The organism is Microcoleus sp. S28C3 (assembly GCF_036700785.1).
Taxonomy (GTDB): domain Bacteria; phylum Cyanobacteriota; class Cyanobacteriia; order Cyanobacteriales; family Microcoleaceae; genus Microcoleus; species Microcoleus asticus.
Genome location: NZ_JAUBPO010000019.1, coordinates 33,309 through 51,061 on the forward strand (window position 1 = coordinate 33,309; position 17,753 = coordinate 51,061).

Genomic DNA, 17,753 nt, shown 5'->3' on the forward strand with positions numbered 1-17,753 from the left:
TAAATAACATCTCAAGAATAATGCTCAACCGTTACGACGCAAACACGTTGACTACACCTTGATATGTCTGATCGTCCAAGCCTTGCCTTTGAGAACTCAAGTCCTCACTACCAACTTGAATATTGATTTAAATTTAATTGGATTTCGATCGATACCGATCGAACCCACTTAGCAATATTTTTAAAATTAATGAATTTAGGATAAAGCTGAGCAGCATTTAATTATCATATAAGCCTGTTTTTTGCAAATAAATTAATATTTATCGCGTCAGATGATTGAATAAAGTTGATTAATTTATTTCCTGAAAATTTGACACTCTTATCGATTCCAAGGACTCTTGCCTCACGCGACCCGCCATCGCAGCTAACTGCAAGCTCATAAAAGCATTCAAATCTTCCAAATCACACTTAGCTGACGAAAAAACCTGCTGCATTTCATTTTCCGCTTCCAGACTAAGATATCCAGCGGCAATAGCTTGTTTTACAACTTCACGAATCTGCACGATCGAAATGTCCCTTACTAAATTTGCACCCATCAAAAGCCAACTAATTACTAACAGGAAGTTTTAGAGGCTGTCTCGCCAAACATTTCAAATTGTCTCAGCTCGCGAGACTCTTGTTTCACTCCTCCGGACATAGCTGCTAGTTGCAGAGCCATAAAAGCATTTAAGTCTTCCAGCTCATACTTGGTAGTAGTTAACATCCGCCGCAGTTGATTTTCGGCTTCAATAGTGAGATAGCCTAGGGTCAGAGCTTGTTGGGCGAGGTCGCGAATCAGTACCATAACACTTCTGGGTTTTATTGCTTGAAGTTTCAGTATCAACGGTTTTAAGCGAATCGGCAGTGACGGCTATTGCTCGATTGGTGTGACATTGTTAAAGGCCAGCGGTGACAGCCGGAGTCGCAGAGTGTGACTAAGTATTTGCACGGATGTGACGGCGATCACGCGGGGGATGCCAAAGGAGGAGTGGGGGACGGGGGAGTCCGAGAATGCCCGGGTGTCCGGGTGGTGGAGTCGGAGAGTGTCCGAGTGGGGGAGTGTCACAGTGGGAGCATTTTTCTTCTTCCCTCGGACTAATGGCTAATGACTAATGACTAATGACTAATGACTACTGCCTTGTACCTTCAGAAGACGCTCAACGTCTATAATCAGCAAGTTAAATATTTACGGCAAGACATATGGAACCAGCTCATAAAGATTTGCTACAACAAATAGCCCGACTATCGGAAACTTATGCTAATTTGGCCGATCGCCTCTCCCAAGCAGCCAAACAACTGCAAGACTCGGGCCTTCCTCCCTCTGACAGCTTGCTGCAAGAAGTAGCCGCCTACAGCCGCAACTTTGCCACAGTCCAAAAACAAGCTCTCGAACTCAACAAATCCACGATCGCGCCGGGGGAAATTGCTTCCCTCAAAGACATTCAAAACTTAGTCGAGACTGTAGCAGCTTCCGAAGGTAAAGCAGAAATTCGCGACGCAGCTTTGAAAGTTATCGATCGAGTATTGGCGATCGCCCACCGCGAACAAAGCGACTTCGCGCCCTTACAATCAGTTCATGCCAAAGCCCGCGAACTGCACCGCGCTATTTCCGAATCAACCCCAACTCAACTGCATTCCGACGCTGAATCTTTAGTCAGCGGCAAGCACCCAGTTTCAGCAGTGCTCGCCCTGGTGGAACAGCAAGACAAATTAGACGACGAACAGTGGGTCATCCTCGAAGAAACAGTCAGCGCCGCTTTTGGCAAACAAATAGCCGTCGCCATTTCCAGAGGCAAATTAACCATTGCTGAGATGGTAAAAGCAGCACCTGCTAAAGTCGAACCCGCATTGAAAGCAGCGCCAGAACCAAAAATCAGCGCTCAACCCTTACCCGAAGTGATTATCATTCCGTCGGGAAATGTTGCGCCGAAACAAGTTGCAGTTGCGCCACAGATCCAGATTTTGGAATCCCCCGCACCTTCGGCCCCCATGCACGAGGTGATTATCGTTCCCAGCGTCGAAGTACCTCAGTCCCTCCAGACAACCGGCTCCGGGAACATTGTTTTTGGCGCACCTCGCAACGTTCAACAGGCTCCTGTAGAGGGCGCTTTGGGAATCAAAGTTTTGGCGCACATTCAGGGAATTGGCGATCGAACTTTCGGTGCTCAAGAATACGCGGGTACTAAAGCTCAAGGGCGCCGCGTCGAAGGATTTCAAATTAATATCGATCCTCCAATTCCCGGCTTAAATGTCGAGTACATGGCTCACGTCGAAGGTGTTGGCGATACTCCTTGGCTCAGCGAAGGAGAATTGGCTGGTTTTCGGGGTCAAGCGAAACGAATTGAAGGATTTGCAGTGCGGTTGAGCGGGCCGCAAGCTGATAAGTACGACGTATTTTATAGCGCTCACATTCAGAATATCGGCGACACCGATGTGTCCTCCAACGGCGAATATTGCGGCACTCGCGGCAAAGCTTTAAGAATAGAGGGCATCAAAGTTTGGATCGCGCCGTCTGCGAGTTCCCAAACAGCGGCGCCTGTGGGTTTAAAAGTGTTGGCGCACATTCAAGGAATTGGCGATCGAACTTTTAGCGATCGAGAATATGCCGGCACACGCGCTCAAGGCCGCCGCGTGGAAGGATTTCAAATTAAAATAGAGCCTCCCGTTGCCGGTTTAAATTTGCAGTACATGGCTCACGTTGAAGGAGTTGGCGACACTGCTTGGATATCGGAAGGCGAGCTAGCTGGCTTCCGGGGCAAAGCGAAGCGCATTGAGGGATTTGCCGCGCGGCTGACTGGGCCGCAAGCTGATAAATACGACGTATTTTATACGGCTCACATTCAGAATGTAGGCGATACTCCTGTTACTGCTAACGGTCAATATTGCGGCACTCGCGGCAAAGGTTTGAGGGTTGAGGGGATGACGATTTGGGTTGAGGCTAAGGGGTAATAACGATAAATGAATGGAAAATTTTAAATTGTATTTTCCATTCATTAAATACTCGCATAAGTAGGGTGCGTCAATTCACATTATTTGCGCCACAAACTAACAATCTCCAAGCTGATGCACCGCTCGATAATATCATGTTCGGCTAATCACTTGTCCTTGTTCGCGAACGTGTCGCAATCTCAGATAGTGGCAATTGCTTCGCTTCACTGCGTGCGTTCCGCTCGCAATGACAAATTATAACTAATTTACCGAACATGATATAAATGGTGCGTCAGAATTCGATTCTTCATACTACTTGAAAGTCTCTAATCTGATGCACCCTTCCGCTGACGAACCAGCCAATAAACGGCGCGTCAGAACGATATTTTATACTTTCTGTGGTTATTCAAAATCAAAACATTGACAGCAATATGTCTCTTTGACCATTTCAGCTTGAATTTTTTTGTTGATTTCGGAGCGATTCAGTTCCCTGTTGCGGATGGTATGCGCGATATCGAATCCAGCCCAAATTAACATTCCAAGGACGATCGCACCAATCAAATACCCCATAGCTTTCTTTAAAGGTTGAGGTTGGCTGTAGCTAATCTAGCGCAGCGATTGCCAGCAGACAGGATGCAAATCATTGCTGTTGAGTGCGGATGTCAGCCTGTTATAGCAGATGTTGAAGGCTTTAGTTATTCTTGAGAGAAGAAAGTCGATCGTCCACAAAATATTAAGCAATTTTCACATTTACAGGCTGTGGAATTACACGGTTGCTGAACGGGAAATGCTCTTGAGCGAATGTATCCGTAAAATGTATAAATGATACTTTACAGCGCGGTAGAGTTTGAGTTAACATCGGCTGAGCCGATAAAATATTGCACCCCCAAAAACCAAACATTCAGATACACGCTAGCGATAATTTGACCGTAATTTTACGGTGCTTGGGGATAAATAGTTACTTAAAAAAACCTTAACAATCCGGCTACAGTTGCTCACAAGTCTTTTCCATCAATACTTACATATAAATATGTCCTTGCCAGCAGACGATCGCCCCCAATCCGCAACTACTGATAGTGAATCTTCCTATCAACTTTCACCGATACAGCAAGGGATGTTGTTCGACAGCCTTTCGGGTCAACAATCAGGGATAGACATCGAACAAGCGATCTGTAGTATTCGGGAAAATTTGAATGTTTCAGCTTTCATCAAAGCTTGGCAGCAAATAGTGCAGCGACATCCAATCTTGAGAACCAGCTTTTCTTGGTCAGGTAAAGAAGTTCCCCTGCAAATGGTACATCACCAAGTTGAACTCCCAAGTGTTGAGCAAGACTGGCGAAATTTGTCGGAGGGCGATCGCACCAACCAACTCGAAACCTATTTGCAAGCCGATCGCCTGCAAGGCTTTGACCTAACTCAACCCCCCCTGATGCGTTTGGCTTGGTTCCGCTGGTCGGAAACTGAGTACAAACTCATCTGGACTTATCACCACATTTTGCTTGACAGTACCTCTGCAATAACTGTTTTGCAAGAAGTTTTTACCTTGTACGAATCTCTGTGTGCCGATCGACCATTAGAATTACAACCGCCCCGTTGGGATCGAGATTGCATCGAGTGGAGGCAGCAGCCAGACATCTCGAAAGCAGAAACATTCTGGAAACAATACTTAAGCGGTTTCAGCGCTCCTACCCCTCTGGTTGGGGATTTTTCAAGGGCGGGCAAGATGCCCGTCCCACCAGGAAATTCATCAGTTGTGGAACAGGCATCTGGCCTGTTCCTGACACCAACAGAAAATTTATCAGCAGAACCAGAAATTCGGCTTTCTAGCACCGTAACCGCAGCCTTAAACTCCCTAATTCAAGAACACGAACTAACCCTAAATACCCTGCTGCAAGGAGCGTGGGCTTTACTTTTAAGCCGCTGTTCCGGTTCTGAAGATGTAGTATTTGGAACTATTTGCAACAGCCGATCGCAGACTCTAGAAAACGCAGAATCAGCGGTAGGATTATTCATAAATACTTTGCCATTTCGGGTAATTGTATCTCCCGATTTACCAGCGATCGACTGGCTCAAACAACTGCAAACTCAGTGGACGGCATTTCAAGAATACGGGAACGTGCCGCTGGCAAAAACTCAAGAATGGAGCGAGATTTCCCGCGGCACAGCTTTATTTGAAAGCCTGCTAGTAGTTGAAAAATCTCACATTAACTCTGCCTTGCAAGCTCTGGGCGGCAACTGGCAAAACCGAGAATTTCAGCTTTTAGAACATACAAGTTTTCCCCTAACAGTTTACGCATACGGGGGAACCGAACTGCTGGTAAAAATTGCTGGCGATCGCCAGCGGTTCGATCCGATCGCCATTACCCGAATGTTGGGACACCTGCAAACTTTGCTAGAAAGTATAGCCGCGAATCCCCAGCAGAAAATCAGCAAATTGTCAATGCTGACAGCAGCCGAACTTGCTCAGTTGCAGGAGTGGAACCAAACTCAAGCAAATTATCCGCAAGACAAATGCGTTCACCAATTATTTGAAGCACAAGTCGATCGATCGCCCGATGCCATTGCCGCCGTTTTTTCCCAAAATCTCCAACAGCAACTCACCTACCTGGAACTCAATTCCAAAGCCAATCAACTAGCCCATTACTTGCAGCAATTAGGCGTCGGGCCCGATGTTTTAGTAGCTATTTGCATGGAACGTTCCTTAGAAATTGCGATCGCCGTTTTAGGCGTTCTCAAAGCAGGCGCAGCTTACGTTCCCCTCGATCCAGCCTACCCCCAAGAACGGCTGACCTTCATGTTAGCCGACACCCAAGCTCCGGTTATCCTCACTCAATCTCACTTAGTATCGGGGTTGCCCGCACACCAAGCCCGCGCCGTTTGCTTGGACGCAGACTGGGAAACCATCAGCAGTCACAGCACGGAAAACCCAGCTAGCAGCGTCTCTCCCCAAAATTCAACTTATACAATATATACATCAGGTTCCACCGGTAAACCCAAAGGAGTTCCCCTCCCGCACCGTTCCCTAGTCAACCTAATTGCGTGGCAACTGCAAAACTCGACCCTTGAAGGCGCAGCCAAAACCCTGCAATTTGCATCTCTCAGCTTCGATGTCTCGTTTCAAGAAATGTTCTGTACTTGGTGTGCCGGCGGCACCCTCGTTTTCATCACAGAAGAAATCCGGCGAGATGCCCAGAGTTTGTTGCAGCTAATCGACAAACAAAAGATTCAAAGACTATTTGTCCCTTTTATCGCCCTGCAACATTTAGCCGAAGCAGCCGATACCTATCAGCTAATACCGAAATCCCTGCGCGAAGTAATCACCGCCGGCGAACAGTTGCAAGTCAACCGTTACATAGCCAGTTTCTTTCAGCAGCTAGAAAATTGTACCCTGCACAATCAATACGGCCCCTCCGAGAGCCACGTTGTTACAGCTTATACCCTGGCAGGCCCGCCCGGAGATTGGCCCGCACTGCCTCCGATCGGCCGCCCTATTGCCAACACGCAGATATATTTGTTACAAAAAGATGGTGAGCCTATACCTTTAGGAGTAGCGGGAGAACTATACATCGGGGGCATTTGTTTAGCGCGGGGTTATCTCAACCGCCCGGACTTGACTGCTGAAAAATTTATTCCCAACCCTTTTCGACAAAATAAAATACTCACGATCGAGGATGAAGAAGATCGTCTTTACAAAACAGGAGATTTAGCCCGCTACCTGCCCGACGGTAACATCGAGTACATCGGGCGGATTGACGGCCAAGTCAAAATTCGCGGCTTCCGCATAGAGTTGGGAGAAATCGAAACCGCACTGGCAAAGCATCGCGCCGTCAAACAAGCTGTGGTGCTGGCGCGGGAAGACGCACCGGGGGACAAACGACTGGTTGCATACATAGTTGCGAATCCAGAGGAGCAATTGGCAATAGCCGACCTCCGCCGTTACCTGCAAGGGCAACTCCCAGATTACATGGTGCCTGCGGTGTTTGTGAATGTTGAGGCGATGCCGAAGACGCCCAGCGGGAAAATCGACCGCCGCGCCCTGCCGGCACCTGACTCGCAGCGACAAGAACAGTCCCAGAGTTACGCTGCACCGCAAAGCGAGTTGGAGCTTTTGCTGGCGGGTGTTTGGTCTAAGCTGCTGAAGCTCGATCGCGTCGGCATTCACGACAATTTCTTCGAGATTGGAGGCAATTCTTTGATGACGCTGCAAGTTGCAGTCCAAGTCCGGGGTCTGCTAGCTAAAGACTTACCGGTTGTCAAATTGTTCCAGCACCCGACGATCGCCCAATTGGCAAATTATTTAAATCAGGGACAGACTGCAAGCCCATCTAACAACAAATTTCAAGACAGGGCCGATCGGCAAAAAGCTGCTTTTAACAGACAGAAGCAATCTACCAAAAAACGTTAATTTAATGACTAATTCCCAAGAAAACCCAGAACTTGACGGGATTGCGATTATTGGCATGGCGGGCCGCTTTCCCGGTGCTGCCAGTGTCGATGAATTGTGGCAGAATTTGTGCGGCGGGGTGGAGTCCACAGCGTTTTTCAGCGACGCCGAACTAGACCCAAGTATTGACCAGAATCTCAGACAGGCTCCGAATTACGTCAAAGCTAGAGGAATTCTTGACGGTGCCGATCGCTTTGACGCAGCATTTTTCGGCGTGAGTACCCGCGAAGCCGAAATTACAGACCCGCAGCAGCGCGTTTTTTTAGAAATAGCTTGGGCCGCCTTAGAAAATGCAGGCTGCGATCCGAATACCTTCAACGGCTCGATCGGAGTATACGCCGGCACGGGCAACAATACTTATTTTCCCAACAACATCGCCGGACGATCGGATGTAATTTCCCGGGCGGGCGAGTTTCAGGTGATGGTAGCCAATGAAAAAGACTACATTGCTACCCGCACCTCTTACAAACTGAATCTCAAGGGGCCGAGCGTCAGCGTACATACCGCTTGTTCTACATCATTAGTTGCAGTTTGTCAAGCTTTTTATGCTTTGATGAGCTATCAATGCGATTTAGCGCTGGCGGGCGGGATATCAATTACGGTGCCCCAAAATAGCGGTTATTTGTATCAAGAAGGGGGGATGTTCTCCAGCGACGGACACTGCAAACCTTTCGACGCCAAGGCTGAAGGAACCGTGTTCGGCAACGCAGCCGGGGCTGTTGTACTCAAGCGTTTGGAAGAAGCGATCGCCGACAGAGATACAATCTATGCCGTAATTCGCGGAGTCGGGCTCAATAACGACGGGGCAGCCAAAGTCAGCTTTGCGGCACCAAGCGTAGACGGGCAAGCAGAGGCGATCGCGATGGCGCACGCGATGGCAGACGTGAATCCCGAAACCATATCCTACGTCGAAACCCACGGCACGGCAACCCCCCTGGGCGATCCGATCGAAATAGAAGCGCTAACTCAGGCTTTTTCCCTGAAAACCGCAGCCAAACAATTTTGCGCGCTCGGCTCCGTCAAAAGCAACTTCGGACACACAATCGCCGCGGCGGGAGTCACAGGGCTGATCAAAACAGCTTTAGCCCTCAAACACCAGCAAATACCCGCCACTCTGCACTTCGAGCAACCGAATCCAGCCATTGATTTTGCCAACAGCCCCTTCTACGTCAACGCCGAACTCTCGGAATGGAAAGCCGGCAAAACGCCCAGAAGAGCCGGAGTCAGTTCGTTTGGCGTCGGCGGCACCAACGCTCACGTTGTCCTCGAAGAAGCGCCCGCACTGGAACCGTCAAGTCCTTCTCGCCCGCGGCAGTTGCTGCTGCTGTCGGCGAAAACTCCATCTGCTTTGGACGCAGCTACCGCAAATTTGCGATCGCACCTCGCCCAAAACCCGGAGATCGATCTCGCCGATGCTGCTTACACCCTGCAAACCGGGCGGCAAGCCTTCAATTACCGCCGTTTCGCCGTTTGCAGCGATCGCACCGATGCCGTGCAGGTACTCGAATCCCTGCCACCGCTGCGTACAGCAACCCGCTGCGCCGAATCGAGAAATCCGGCAGTAATCTTCATGTTTCCGGGACAAGGGTCGCAATACGTCAATATGGGCTTGAATTTGTACGAATCCGAGCCTTTATTCCGCGAAACAGTCGATCGCTGCGCCGAAATTTTGCAGCCGCACCTCGGCCGAGATTTGCGGAAAGTCCTGTATCCCGGCAGCGATGAAGCGACAGCAGCCGAATCGCTGCGCCAAACTTTCTTGACTCAGCCTGCGATATTTACCGTAGAATACGCGCTTTCCAAGCTGTGGCAGAGTTGGGGCGTCACTCCCCAAGGTGCGATCGGGCACAGCATCGGTGAATTTGTGGCGGCAACTATCGCAGGCGTGTTTTCCCTTGAGGATGCCTTGATGCTGGTGGCAGCGAGGGGGCGGTTGATGCAAGATTTGCCGGGGGGTTCGATGCTGTCGGTGCGGTTGCCGGCGGCGCAAGTCGAGGGGCGCTTGAGTGCGGATTTGGCAGTGGCTGCGGTGAATGCGCCTGATTTGTGCGTGGTTTCCGGGCCGACGGAGGCGATCGCACTTTTTCAGCAGCAACTAGAAAGCGAAAGCGTTGTCTGCAAACAACTGCACACTTCCCACGCTTTTCATTCGCCGATGGTAGATTCGATCGTCGAACCTTTCGCCGAATATGTCAAAAAAGTGCAGTTGTCAGCGCCAACTCTCCCATTTGTTTCTACTGTAACTGCTAGTTGGATAACAGCGGAACAAGCAACAGATCCGATGTATTGGGCGCGGCATTTGCGGGCAACAGTGCGTTTTGCCGACGGGATAAAAGAGCTTTGGCAAGATCCGAACCGGATACTTTTGGAAGTCGGGCCGAGAACAACGGCTGCTACTTTAGCTCGCAAACAAGCCAAAGATTTGAAAAAACAAGTTGCCATTTCTTCCCTCGGCGACAGCCCTGAAAATCAAAATGAATGGGGGGCTTTGTTGAGTGCAGCCGGACAGCTTTGGCTTTGCGGAGTATCGATCGACTGGCAGAGCTTTTATCAAGAGGAAACGCGCGATCGCCTTCCCTTGCCGACTTATCCCTTCGAGAGCAAGCGTTTCTGGATAGAACCAAAAGTGTCAGAGGGCAAGAGTGAAATAGTGGAGGAATTGCCCGCTTCTCAATTACCAATTACCACTTCCCAGTTACCAACTACCAATTCCCAATTACTGATGCCAAATTCACAGGTTGAAACCAAACAAGCAGCGCGCAAATACAGACTTATCCCTGTAATTAAAAACATCCTAGAAGAAACTTCTGGCGAGGATTTAGGCAGTGTTGATGAGGACTTAACTTTCCTAGAAATGGGTTTAGATTCTCTGTCTTTGACTCAAGTAGCGCTGAATTTGCAAAAAGAATTTAGCATCAAAATTACCTTTCGCCAGCTATTAGAAACTTTCCCCACTCTCGGCACTTTATCTGAATTTATCGATGGTGCTCTGCCGCCGGAGGTTTTGCCTGCAACTCCTGCCGTCCAACAAGCCGCGCCCGTACCAGCACCAGCACCGGCGATCGCACCGACAGCAGCACCTCCTGCGCCCATTGCCAGTCCCGTTGCAGTCAGCGCCCCTGTAAATCTGCCCTTGCCCAGTCTCCAGCCCGCAGCGATTCCCGTACAGTCTGGCAATCTCGAATACCTGATCGGGCAGCAGTTGCAAATTATGTCGCGACAGCTAGAACTGTTGGGCGGCGCTGGTTTGGTTCCCGCACAGCCGGCACCGACAACTAACGGTCAAGTTATGCCGCAGCCGCCGGCACCCGTTCAAAATATCCCTCCATCCCAGACTAACGGCAGCGCGATCGCACCAACAGCAGCACCAACAGCAGAACCAACCGCAGAACCAAAAAAAGTGTTCGGTGCCGCCGCCCGCATCGACACATCCGATCGCGACGGATTAACTCCGTCGCAATCAGCATATTTAGAAACATTTGTCAAGCGATATACGGCGCGAACTCAGAAATCCAAACAGTACACTCAGACACACCGCCACCACCTCGCCGATCCGCGGGTAGTTTCGGGGTTTAACCGGACGATGAAAGAGTTGGTTTATCCGATCGTGGTGGGGCGATCGTCCGGTTCTAAACTTTGGGATGAAGACGGTAACGAGTATGTAGATTTAACCAACGGTTTCGGGTCGAACTTTTTCGGATATTCGCCTGCATTTATTACAGAAGCGATCGCAGCTCAAATGCAGCGCGGGTATGAAATCGGCCCGCAAACACCGCTAGCCGGGGAAGTTGCCGAGCTCGTGTGCGAGATGACAAAACACGATCGCGCAGCCTTCTGCAACACGGGTTCTGAGGCAGTTTTGGGCGCAATGCGCCTGGCCCGCACCGTCACGGGCAACAGTACGATCGTCATGTTTACGGGCGACTATCACGGGATTTTCGACGAAGTGATCGTGCGCGGCACCAAAAAACTGCGATCGCTCCCTGCAGCACCGGGCATTCCTCAATCCGCTGTTGACAATACCCTGATCCTCGACTACGGCGAACCCGAATCCCTGGAAATCCTCAAAGCGCGGGCGGGCGAGTTTGCAGCCATCATGGTAGAACCGGTACAAAGTCGCCGTCCCGACTGGCAACCCCGAGAATTCCTCCACGAAGTGCGCCGGATTACCGAGCAAGCCGGTTGCGCCTTCATTATGGACGAAGTGATTACCGGATTCCGAGTTGCACCGGGCGGCGCCCAAGAATATTTCGGCGTACAAGCGGATATCGGCACCTACGGCAAAGTCGTCGGCGGCGGGATGTCGATCGGGGTAATCGCGGGCAAATCAGCCTGGATGGACGCTTTAGACGGCGGTTTTTGGCAGTTCGGCGACGACTCGTTCCCGGAAGTAGGCGTTACCTATTTTGCAGGGACTTTTGTGCGCCATCCCCTGACTTTAGCAGCCGCCAAGGCATCCCTAGAATATTTGAAACGGGGCGGGCCTTCATTGCAGCGCGAACTCAATGCCAAAACCGACAAATTCGTTGCAGAATTGAACGCCATGTTCGATCGAGAGCAAGCACCTTTCACAGTTAAAAACTTTGGTTCCCTGTTCAAAATCACCTACCCGCAAGATTTTACTCATGGAGAACTGCTGTTTTACTCGCTGCGCGAAAAAGGAATTCACATTTGGGATCACCGTCCGTGTTTTCTGACGCTAGCGCATTCCGACGCAGATATTGCTTTTGCCAAGGAAGCATTTAAAAACAGCATTGCCGAATTGCAGTCAGCCGGATTTTTTGCCGCTCCGTCTGGCGGGACTGTTCCGGCGATCGATTTCCACAAAAATGGCAATACAAATGGATCGAAATCCTCAACTGTTTTCGCAAGCAATTCTCCTGTACCCGGTGCCAAATTAGGGCGAGATCCCAATGGCAATCCAGCTTGGTATATCGCAGATCCAGAGCGTCCAGGAAAACATTTACAAGTAGGAGATAGTTTATCAAATTGACGGTTAGGGTTGGTAGTTAAATCCTGTAGGGGCGGGTTTTACAAACCATCTATGGGTAAGACAAATAATCTCGCAAACCCGCCCCCACCCAACGGTAAATCTCAATCTACCTGTAGGGGCGGGTTTGACCAACAATAATTACCTCAGACCAACAATCTCGCAAACCCGCCCCACGAACACGATAAATCTCTTCAAATCGGCAATGAATTTCAACTAACCAACACAGGAAAAATCAAAATGCTCCAAACAGCAAAAACTATTCAAGTAGACCGCCGCACAGGTCTGACTCACGCGGAATTTGTCAGGGAGTACCGCAATCCTGGCAAACCAGTTATTTTCACGGATTTATCAAAAGATTGGCCTGCCAAAACGAAATTTACGCCGGAGTATTTTCAAGAAAGATTTGGCGATCGAGAAATTGAAATAGGTGGTAAAATTTACACGCTCAACAAATTGTTCGATTTGCTCAAGAATTCCACAAAAGAGAATCCGGCTCCCTATCCCTTCAAACTAAATGTTCGCAAAGATTTTGCCGATTTAGAACCCGATATTTCTCCCAGACCGAGTATTGCCACACCCGATCGCACGCACAGCAGCTTAATCCCGAAGATGCTGCTCAATGATTTGTACGACTTAGAAATATTCTTCGGCGGGCCGGGCGGAGAATTTCCTTATTTGCACTACGATTTTCTCGGGCTTTATGCGTATATAAATCAAATTTACGGGGAAAAAGAATTTACAATTTTTTCGCCGGAGCAGCAAAAGTATCTTTACCCAAAACCAGGTTCTCCTTGGCTATCTGAGATTGAGAACCATCACAATCCAGACTTAAAAAAATATCCGCTTTTGGCTGAAGCTACGCCAATAACTATTACAATTTCAGCCGGTGAAACGCTCTTTATTCCCTGCGGCTGGTATCACACGGCAAGGTCGCTGACTTTAACAATTTCCGTAGCATTTGACCAACTTTGCGAATCAAATTGGAAATTTTTTACCAACGAATGTTGCATCCCCAGGGGCAACAATTCGGTCAAAGCCAAGATGATTAATGCTTATCTGACTGGTGCAGGTGCTTTGTTGAGTGCTCGCGAAAGATTGATGGGGACGGAGTAGAGATTTTAGATTTTAGATTTTAGATTTTAGATTGCTACCGCATACCGTAGGGTGCGTCGCCCTCGACAATCTCCAAACAAAATCGAAAGTCTGGTAGCGACGCACCTTACAAAATACTAACCAACGCATAGCTAATGAAAACAACCGCAGATTTACCCCCAAAACTTACTGCTGTAGATTTCGATCCTTTCGCTGGCGGAGAACTTTTTGCTTGCGTACCCGCGACGGAATCTCAAAAAGAAATCTGGATTGCCGTGCAAATGGGAGACGAGGCAAATTGTGCTTATAACGAGTCGATGTGTCTGCGATTGCAAGGAAACCTCGACATTCAATCTCTCCGATTTTCCATTCAGGAATTAGTGCAGCGGCACGAGGCGCTGCGGGCAACATTTAGCCCTGACGGATCGACTCTTTGTATTGCGTCGTCGCTCGAACTCGACATTCCGGTGATCGACTTGTCAAGTGTGGACGATCGCGATCGCGAATCGAAATTAGCTTATTTGCGCAGCCAAGAAGTCGATCGCCCTTTCCATCTAGTGCGCGGGCCGCTGTTTCGCAGTCAAATTATTAAGCTGCAAGAGCAGGAACACATCGTGATTCTCACCGGCCACCACATCATTTGCGATGGCTGGTCTTGGGGCATACTATTCCCGGATTTGGGAGCAATTTATTCTGCCAAAAAGCATGGGTTAGCTGCCAATCTTCCACAGCCAGAAAGTTTTATAGAATACGCAATTTCACAAGAAGAAAACTCAACAACAACCGAAATTATTGAGGCTGAAAAGTATTGGTTAGAACAGTTTTCAGGCACAATTCCGGTGCTAGATTTGCCGACTGACAGAGCGCGACCTGCTTTGAGAACTTACCAGGGTTCGCGGGAAGATTGGGAACTCAATCCAGATTTGGTTGCTAACCTCAAACGTCTCGGGAAAAAAGCAGGGTGCAGTTTTTTTACAACTCTCTTTGCTGCATTTGAAGCTTTTATGTACCGCTTGTGCGGGCAAGAAGATTTGGTTGTCGGAATGCCGGCGGCGGGACAACTTGTTGGAGGAAAAGACAAGCTTGCGGGACACTGCGTGAGCTTGCTGCCGCTGCGCACCCGCATTAACGAGGAACAATCTTTTAGAGATTATTTGCGATCGCGCCGCACGGCAATTTTAGATGCTCTCGACTGCCAGCAGATTACCTTCGGTACTCTGGTAAAAAAACTAGCAGTGCCGCGGGACTTCAGCCGCATTCCGCTAGTGCCTGTAACTTTTAATCTGGACGTACAGCTTACAGAAGAGCAACTTAATTTTGACGGTTTTGAAGCTGAAGTCTTCTCGAATCCGAGAACTTCGGAAAACTTTGAATGGGCAGTGAATGCCAGCGAAACAAAAAACAAACTCGTGCTGGAGTGCCAGTACAATACCAACTTATTTGATGCTGCGACAATCCGCCGCCGCATGGCTGAATTTGAGGTGCTGTTAGAGGGGATAGTTGCTAATCCAGAGCAACCGCTGAAAAACTTGCCAATTTTGACGGCAGCGGAACAGCAACAGCTATTAGTTGAATGGAATAACACTCAAACAAATTATCCCGAATCAGCCTGCATTCACCAACTATTTGAAGTTCAAGCAGAACAAACTCCCGACGCTGTAGCCGTAGTTTTTGGAGAGCAACAGCTAACCTACCAACAGCTAAATTGTCGCGCCAATCAACTCGCACATTACTTACAAACTTTGGGGGCTGGCCCGGAAGTTTTAGTGGGCATTTGTTTGGATCGCTCTATGGATGCGATCGTCTCGCTTTTAGCTGTTCTCAAAGCAGGCTCGGCTTACTTGCCCTTAGACCCCGCTTATCCCAAAGAGCGGCTGGATTTCATGCTGTCAGACGCCCAAATATCGGTGCTTTTGACTCAACAGAACCTAGTAGAAAAACTTCCCGACTGCGGAGCAAAAGTAATTTGTCTGGATGCGGCGCAGCAGGAAATAGGCGCACAAAGTGAGATAAACCCAGCCAGTCTCGCGAATGCAGACAATCTAGCTTATGTAATGTATACTTCTGGTTCGACAGGCAAGCCCAAAGGTGTTTGCGTCGTCCACCGGGGCGTAGTGCGGTTAGTCAAAGACACTAATTTCGCCAGCCTCACCGCAGCAGAAGTATTCCTGCAACTGGCTCCGATTTCCTTCGACGCCTCGACTTTGGAAATTTGGGGAGCGCTGCTCAACGGGGCGCAACTGGCGGTATTCCCTCCCGGCAGCCCTTCTTTGGCAGAGTTGGGAGAGGCGATTCGCTTATACAATGTGACAATTTTGTGGCTGACAGCCGGACTGTTTCACTTGATGGTGGACGATCGCATTGAGGATTTAAAGGGTGTGCGCCAACTGTTGGCAGGCGGTGACGTTTTATCTGTTCCCCACGTTCAGAAGTTGCTGCGAGAAGTTCCAAACTGCAAATTAATTAACGGTTACGGGCCGACCGAAAATACGACTTTTACTTGCTGCGCGCCGATCGACTCTGCCAGTCAAATTAGCAATTCCGTTCCTATCGGGCGGGCGATCGCCAATACTCAAGTTTACATACTCGATCGGTATTTGCAGCCAGTGCCGATCGGCGTTCCGGGGGAATTGTATGCAGGCGGCGCAGGCTTAGCCAGAGGCTACCTCAACCGCCCCGATTTGACAGCCCAAAGGTTCATTCCGAATCCTTTTACAAACCAAGAAGATGGATTGGAAAATGCAGAAAATCGATCGGTTTCAAGCCTTCTTCCTTCTTCAAATCGCCTTTACAAAACAGGGGATTTAGCCCGCTACCTGAGTGACGGTAACATCGAGTACCTCGGACGCACCGACAATCAGGTAAAGATTCGCGGCTTCCGCATAGAAGTCGGAGAAATTGAGGCAGTGCTCGCCGCACATCCAGATGTTAGCCAAGCGGCGATCGCAGTTCAGTTAGATGCTTCGGGCAACAAATGTCTGGCAGCTTATGCAGTTTCCCGCCCAGGTCAAATTCTCGCAGCCGGTACCCTGCGCAGTTTCCTGCAAGAAAGACTGCCAGACTACATGATACCTGCTGGGTTTGTCTTCCTCGACGCTTTGCCCTTAAACCCCAACGGCAAAGTAGACCGTCGCGCTTTGGCAACTCAAAAGTGGCAATCTAGCGACGCTGCGCCCAATGAAACAATTGCTGTTGCCCCCCGCGACAAGTTTGAATTCCAAGTGACAGAAATTTGGGAAAAAGTTTTAGGCATCAATTCAACGGGAATCAGGGACAATTTCTTCGAGGTGGGAGGACATTCCCTGCTAGCAGCGCGCCTGTTAGCTGAAATTGAGAAAGTATTCGACAAAAAGCTGCCGCTGTCTGCTATTTTCCAATCGCCAACAGTTGAGCAATTGGCTGACATTCTCCGCGAACCTGAATGGTCTTCGCCTTCTCCGTCAATGGTCGTGATTCAACCGGGAACCGGAAGTTACAAACCGCCTCTGTTCTGCATCCACGTACTCGGTAGAGGATTGGAATTTTACCGTCCTTTAATGAATTATATCGATCCATCGCAGCCTGTTTTGGGACTGTCAAGCCAGATTATGGATGAAAAATTGGCTCCCCCCAATCGAGTTGAGGAATTGGCAGCTTATTACATAAAAGAAATGCAAACTTTCCAGCCACACGGCCCTTATTTTCTGTTAGGGGTATCTTTTGGGGGGACGGTAGCTTTTGAGATGGCTCGGCAACTTCACGATCTAGGTGAGAAGGTAGCTTTGCTGGGATTGTTGGACACTTACGGCCCGGCTAATTCCAAAAATTTGTCTGAGATTAAGAAGAGTCAACGCGGGATGAAAGTTTTACGGCTCACGCCTGCTTTATTTATCAAGAAAGCGAAGAGCAATCTGATGGGAAAAATCCAGGATCTCACTTATATTCAGTGGAGAATTTTGTGCAAGTTGTACGGGGCGATCGGGCGTCCCTTGCCAATTTATTTGGAAAACTTCACTCATGGGGAATTAAATAATGAGGCATTGAGACATTACGTAGCGGGAGTTTATCCGGGCCGGGCTTCTATTTTCAAGGCTGTTGAGAGTGCGGCCGCGTTTGGTGCCGATCGCGAATTGGGTTGGGGTGGGGTAATTACGGGAGGAATAGAGGTTTACGACATTCCCAGCAACCACCTTGGGATGTTAAAAGAACCTCACGTTCGGATACTGGGGGAAAAATTGCAGGCTGCGGTCGCTCGGTTTCAGGGTAAAAATTTATGAGATTTTAACCGCAGACAGATAAACATAGATTTTATCTGTGTCGATCAAACTAATGATGCACC

9 protein-coding genes are annotated in these 17,753 nt (G+C 49.2%); 6 read left to right on the forward strand and 3 right to left on the reverse strand.

Translation table 11 applies throughout. The features are described 5' to 3' along the window. Positions 1-289: 289 nt before the first annotated feature. The gene (locus tag QUA13_RS08205) at positions 290-535 is read right to left on the reverse strand and encodes a hypothetical protein (RefSeq protein WP_445242690.1); all 246 of its coding nucleotides are present in this window, start codon (positions 533-535) and stop codon (positions 290-292) included. Between the two features lie 17 nt (positions 536-552). Beyond that, positions 553-783 carry a hypothetical protein gene (locus tag QUA13_RS08210; protein ID WP_333189990.1) on the reverse strand — a complete coding sequence of 77 codons (231 nt, stop codon included), beginning with the start codon at positions 781-783 and terminating at the stop codon, positions 553-555. A gap of 126 nt (positions 784-909) precedes the next feature. Between QUA13_RS08210 and QUA13_RS08215 the strand changes: the two genes are divergently transcribed. Together QUA13_RS08215 and QUA13_RS08220 are read left to right on the forward strand one after the other, a co-directional pair. After that, on the forward strand, positions 910-1,077 hold the full coding sequence (locus tag QUA13_RS08215) for a hypothetical protein (protein ID WP_333197869.1): 168 nt from the start codon (positions 910-912) through the stop codon (positions 1,075-1,077). A gap of 101 nt (positions 1,078-1,178) precedes the next feature. Next, positions 1,179-2,927: a hypothetical protein gene (locus QUA13_RS08220; RefSeq protein ID WP_333197870.1), complete on the forward strand. Its 1,749-nt coding sequence runs from the start codon at positions 1,179-1,181 to the stop codon at positions 2,925-2,927. Positions 2,928-3,308: 381 nt separating this feature from the next. On the opposite strand, the gene QUA13_RS08225 is transcribed toward QUA13_RS08220, so the two are convergent. Then, positions 3,309-3,476, reverse strand: a complete 168-nt coding sequence (locus tag QUA13_RS08225; RefSeq protein ID WP_333197871.1) for a hypothetical protein — start codon at positions 3,474-3,476, stop codon at positions 3,309-3,311. Positions 3,477-3,936: 460 nt separating this feature from the next. Between QUA13_RS08225 and QUA13_RS08230 the strand changes: the two genes are divergently transcribed. The 4 genes from QUA13_RS08230 (at position 3,937) to QUA13_RS08245 (ending at position 17,691) form a co-directional block, all read left to right on the forward strand. Then, entirely contained in the window at positions 3,937-7,311 is a 3,375-nt protein-coding gene (locus QUA13_RS08230) for an amino acid adenylation domain-containing protein (RefSeq protein WP_333197872.1), read from the forward strand. Positions 7,312-7,315: 4 nt separating this feature from the next. Next, entirely contained in the window at positions 7,316-12,343 is a 5,028-nt protein-coding gene (locus tag QUA13_RS08235; RefSeq protein WP_333197873.1) for an aminotransferase class III-fold pyridoxal phosphate-dependent enzyme, read from the forward strand. A 237-nt stretch (positions 12,344-12,580) separates the two neighbouring features. Beyond that, positions 12,581-13,456 (forward strand): cupin-like domain-containing protein, encoded by an 876-nt coding sequence (locus QUA13_RS08240; protein ID WP_333197874.1) that lies wholly within the window; start codon positions 12,581-12,583, stop codon positions 13,454-13,456. A gap of 134 nt (positions 13,457-13,590) precedes the next feature. Then, a complete protein-coding gene (locus QUA13_RS08245) occupies positions 13,591-17,691 on the forward strand; it encodes an amino acid adenylation domain-containing protein (RefSeq protein WP_333197875.1) in 4,101 nt (1,366 codons plus the stop codon). The last annotated feature ends 62 nt before the right edge of the window (positions 17,692-17,753 follow it).

Excerpts from the sequence above, each read along its gene's own strand:
- QUA13_RS08245 (WP_333197875.1), top strand. The coding sequence starts at position 13,591 with ATGAAAACAACCGCAGATTTACCCCCAAAACTTACTGCTGTAGATTTC.
- QUA13_RS08220 (WP_333197870.1), top strand. The coding sequence starts at position 1,179 with ATGGAACCAGCTCATAAAGATTTGCTACAACAAATAGCCCGACTATCG.
- QUA13_RS08240 (WP_333197874.1), top strand. The coding sequence starts at position 12,581 with ATGCTCCAAACAGCAAAAACTATTCAAGTAGACCGCCGCACAGGTCTG.
- QUA13_RS08210 (WP_333189990.1), bottom strand. The coding sequence starts at position 783 with ATGGTACTGATTCGCGACCTCGCCCAACAAGCTCTGACCCTAGGCTAT.
- QUA13_RS08235 (WP_333197873.1), top strand. The coding sequence starts at position 7,316 with ATGACTAATTCCCAAGAAAACCCAGAACTTGACGGGATTGCGATTATT.
- QUA13_RS08225 (WP_333197871.1), bottom strand. The coding sequence starts at position 3,476 with ATGGGGTATTTGATTGGTGCGATCGTCCTTGGAATGTTAATTTGGGCT.
- QUA13_RS08230 (WP_333197872.1), top strand. The coding sequence starts at position 3,937 with ATGTCCTTGCCAGCAGACGATCGCCCCCAATCCGCAACTACTGATAGT.
- QUA13_RS08205 (WP_445242690.1), bottom strand. The coding sequence starts at position 535 with ATGGGTGCAAATTTAGTAAGGGACATTTCGATCGTGCAGATTCGTGAA.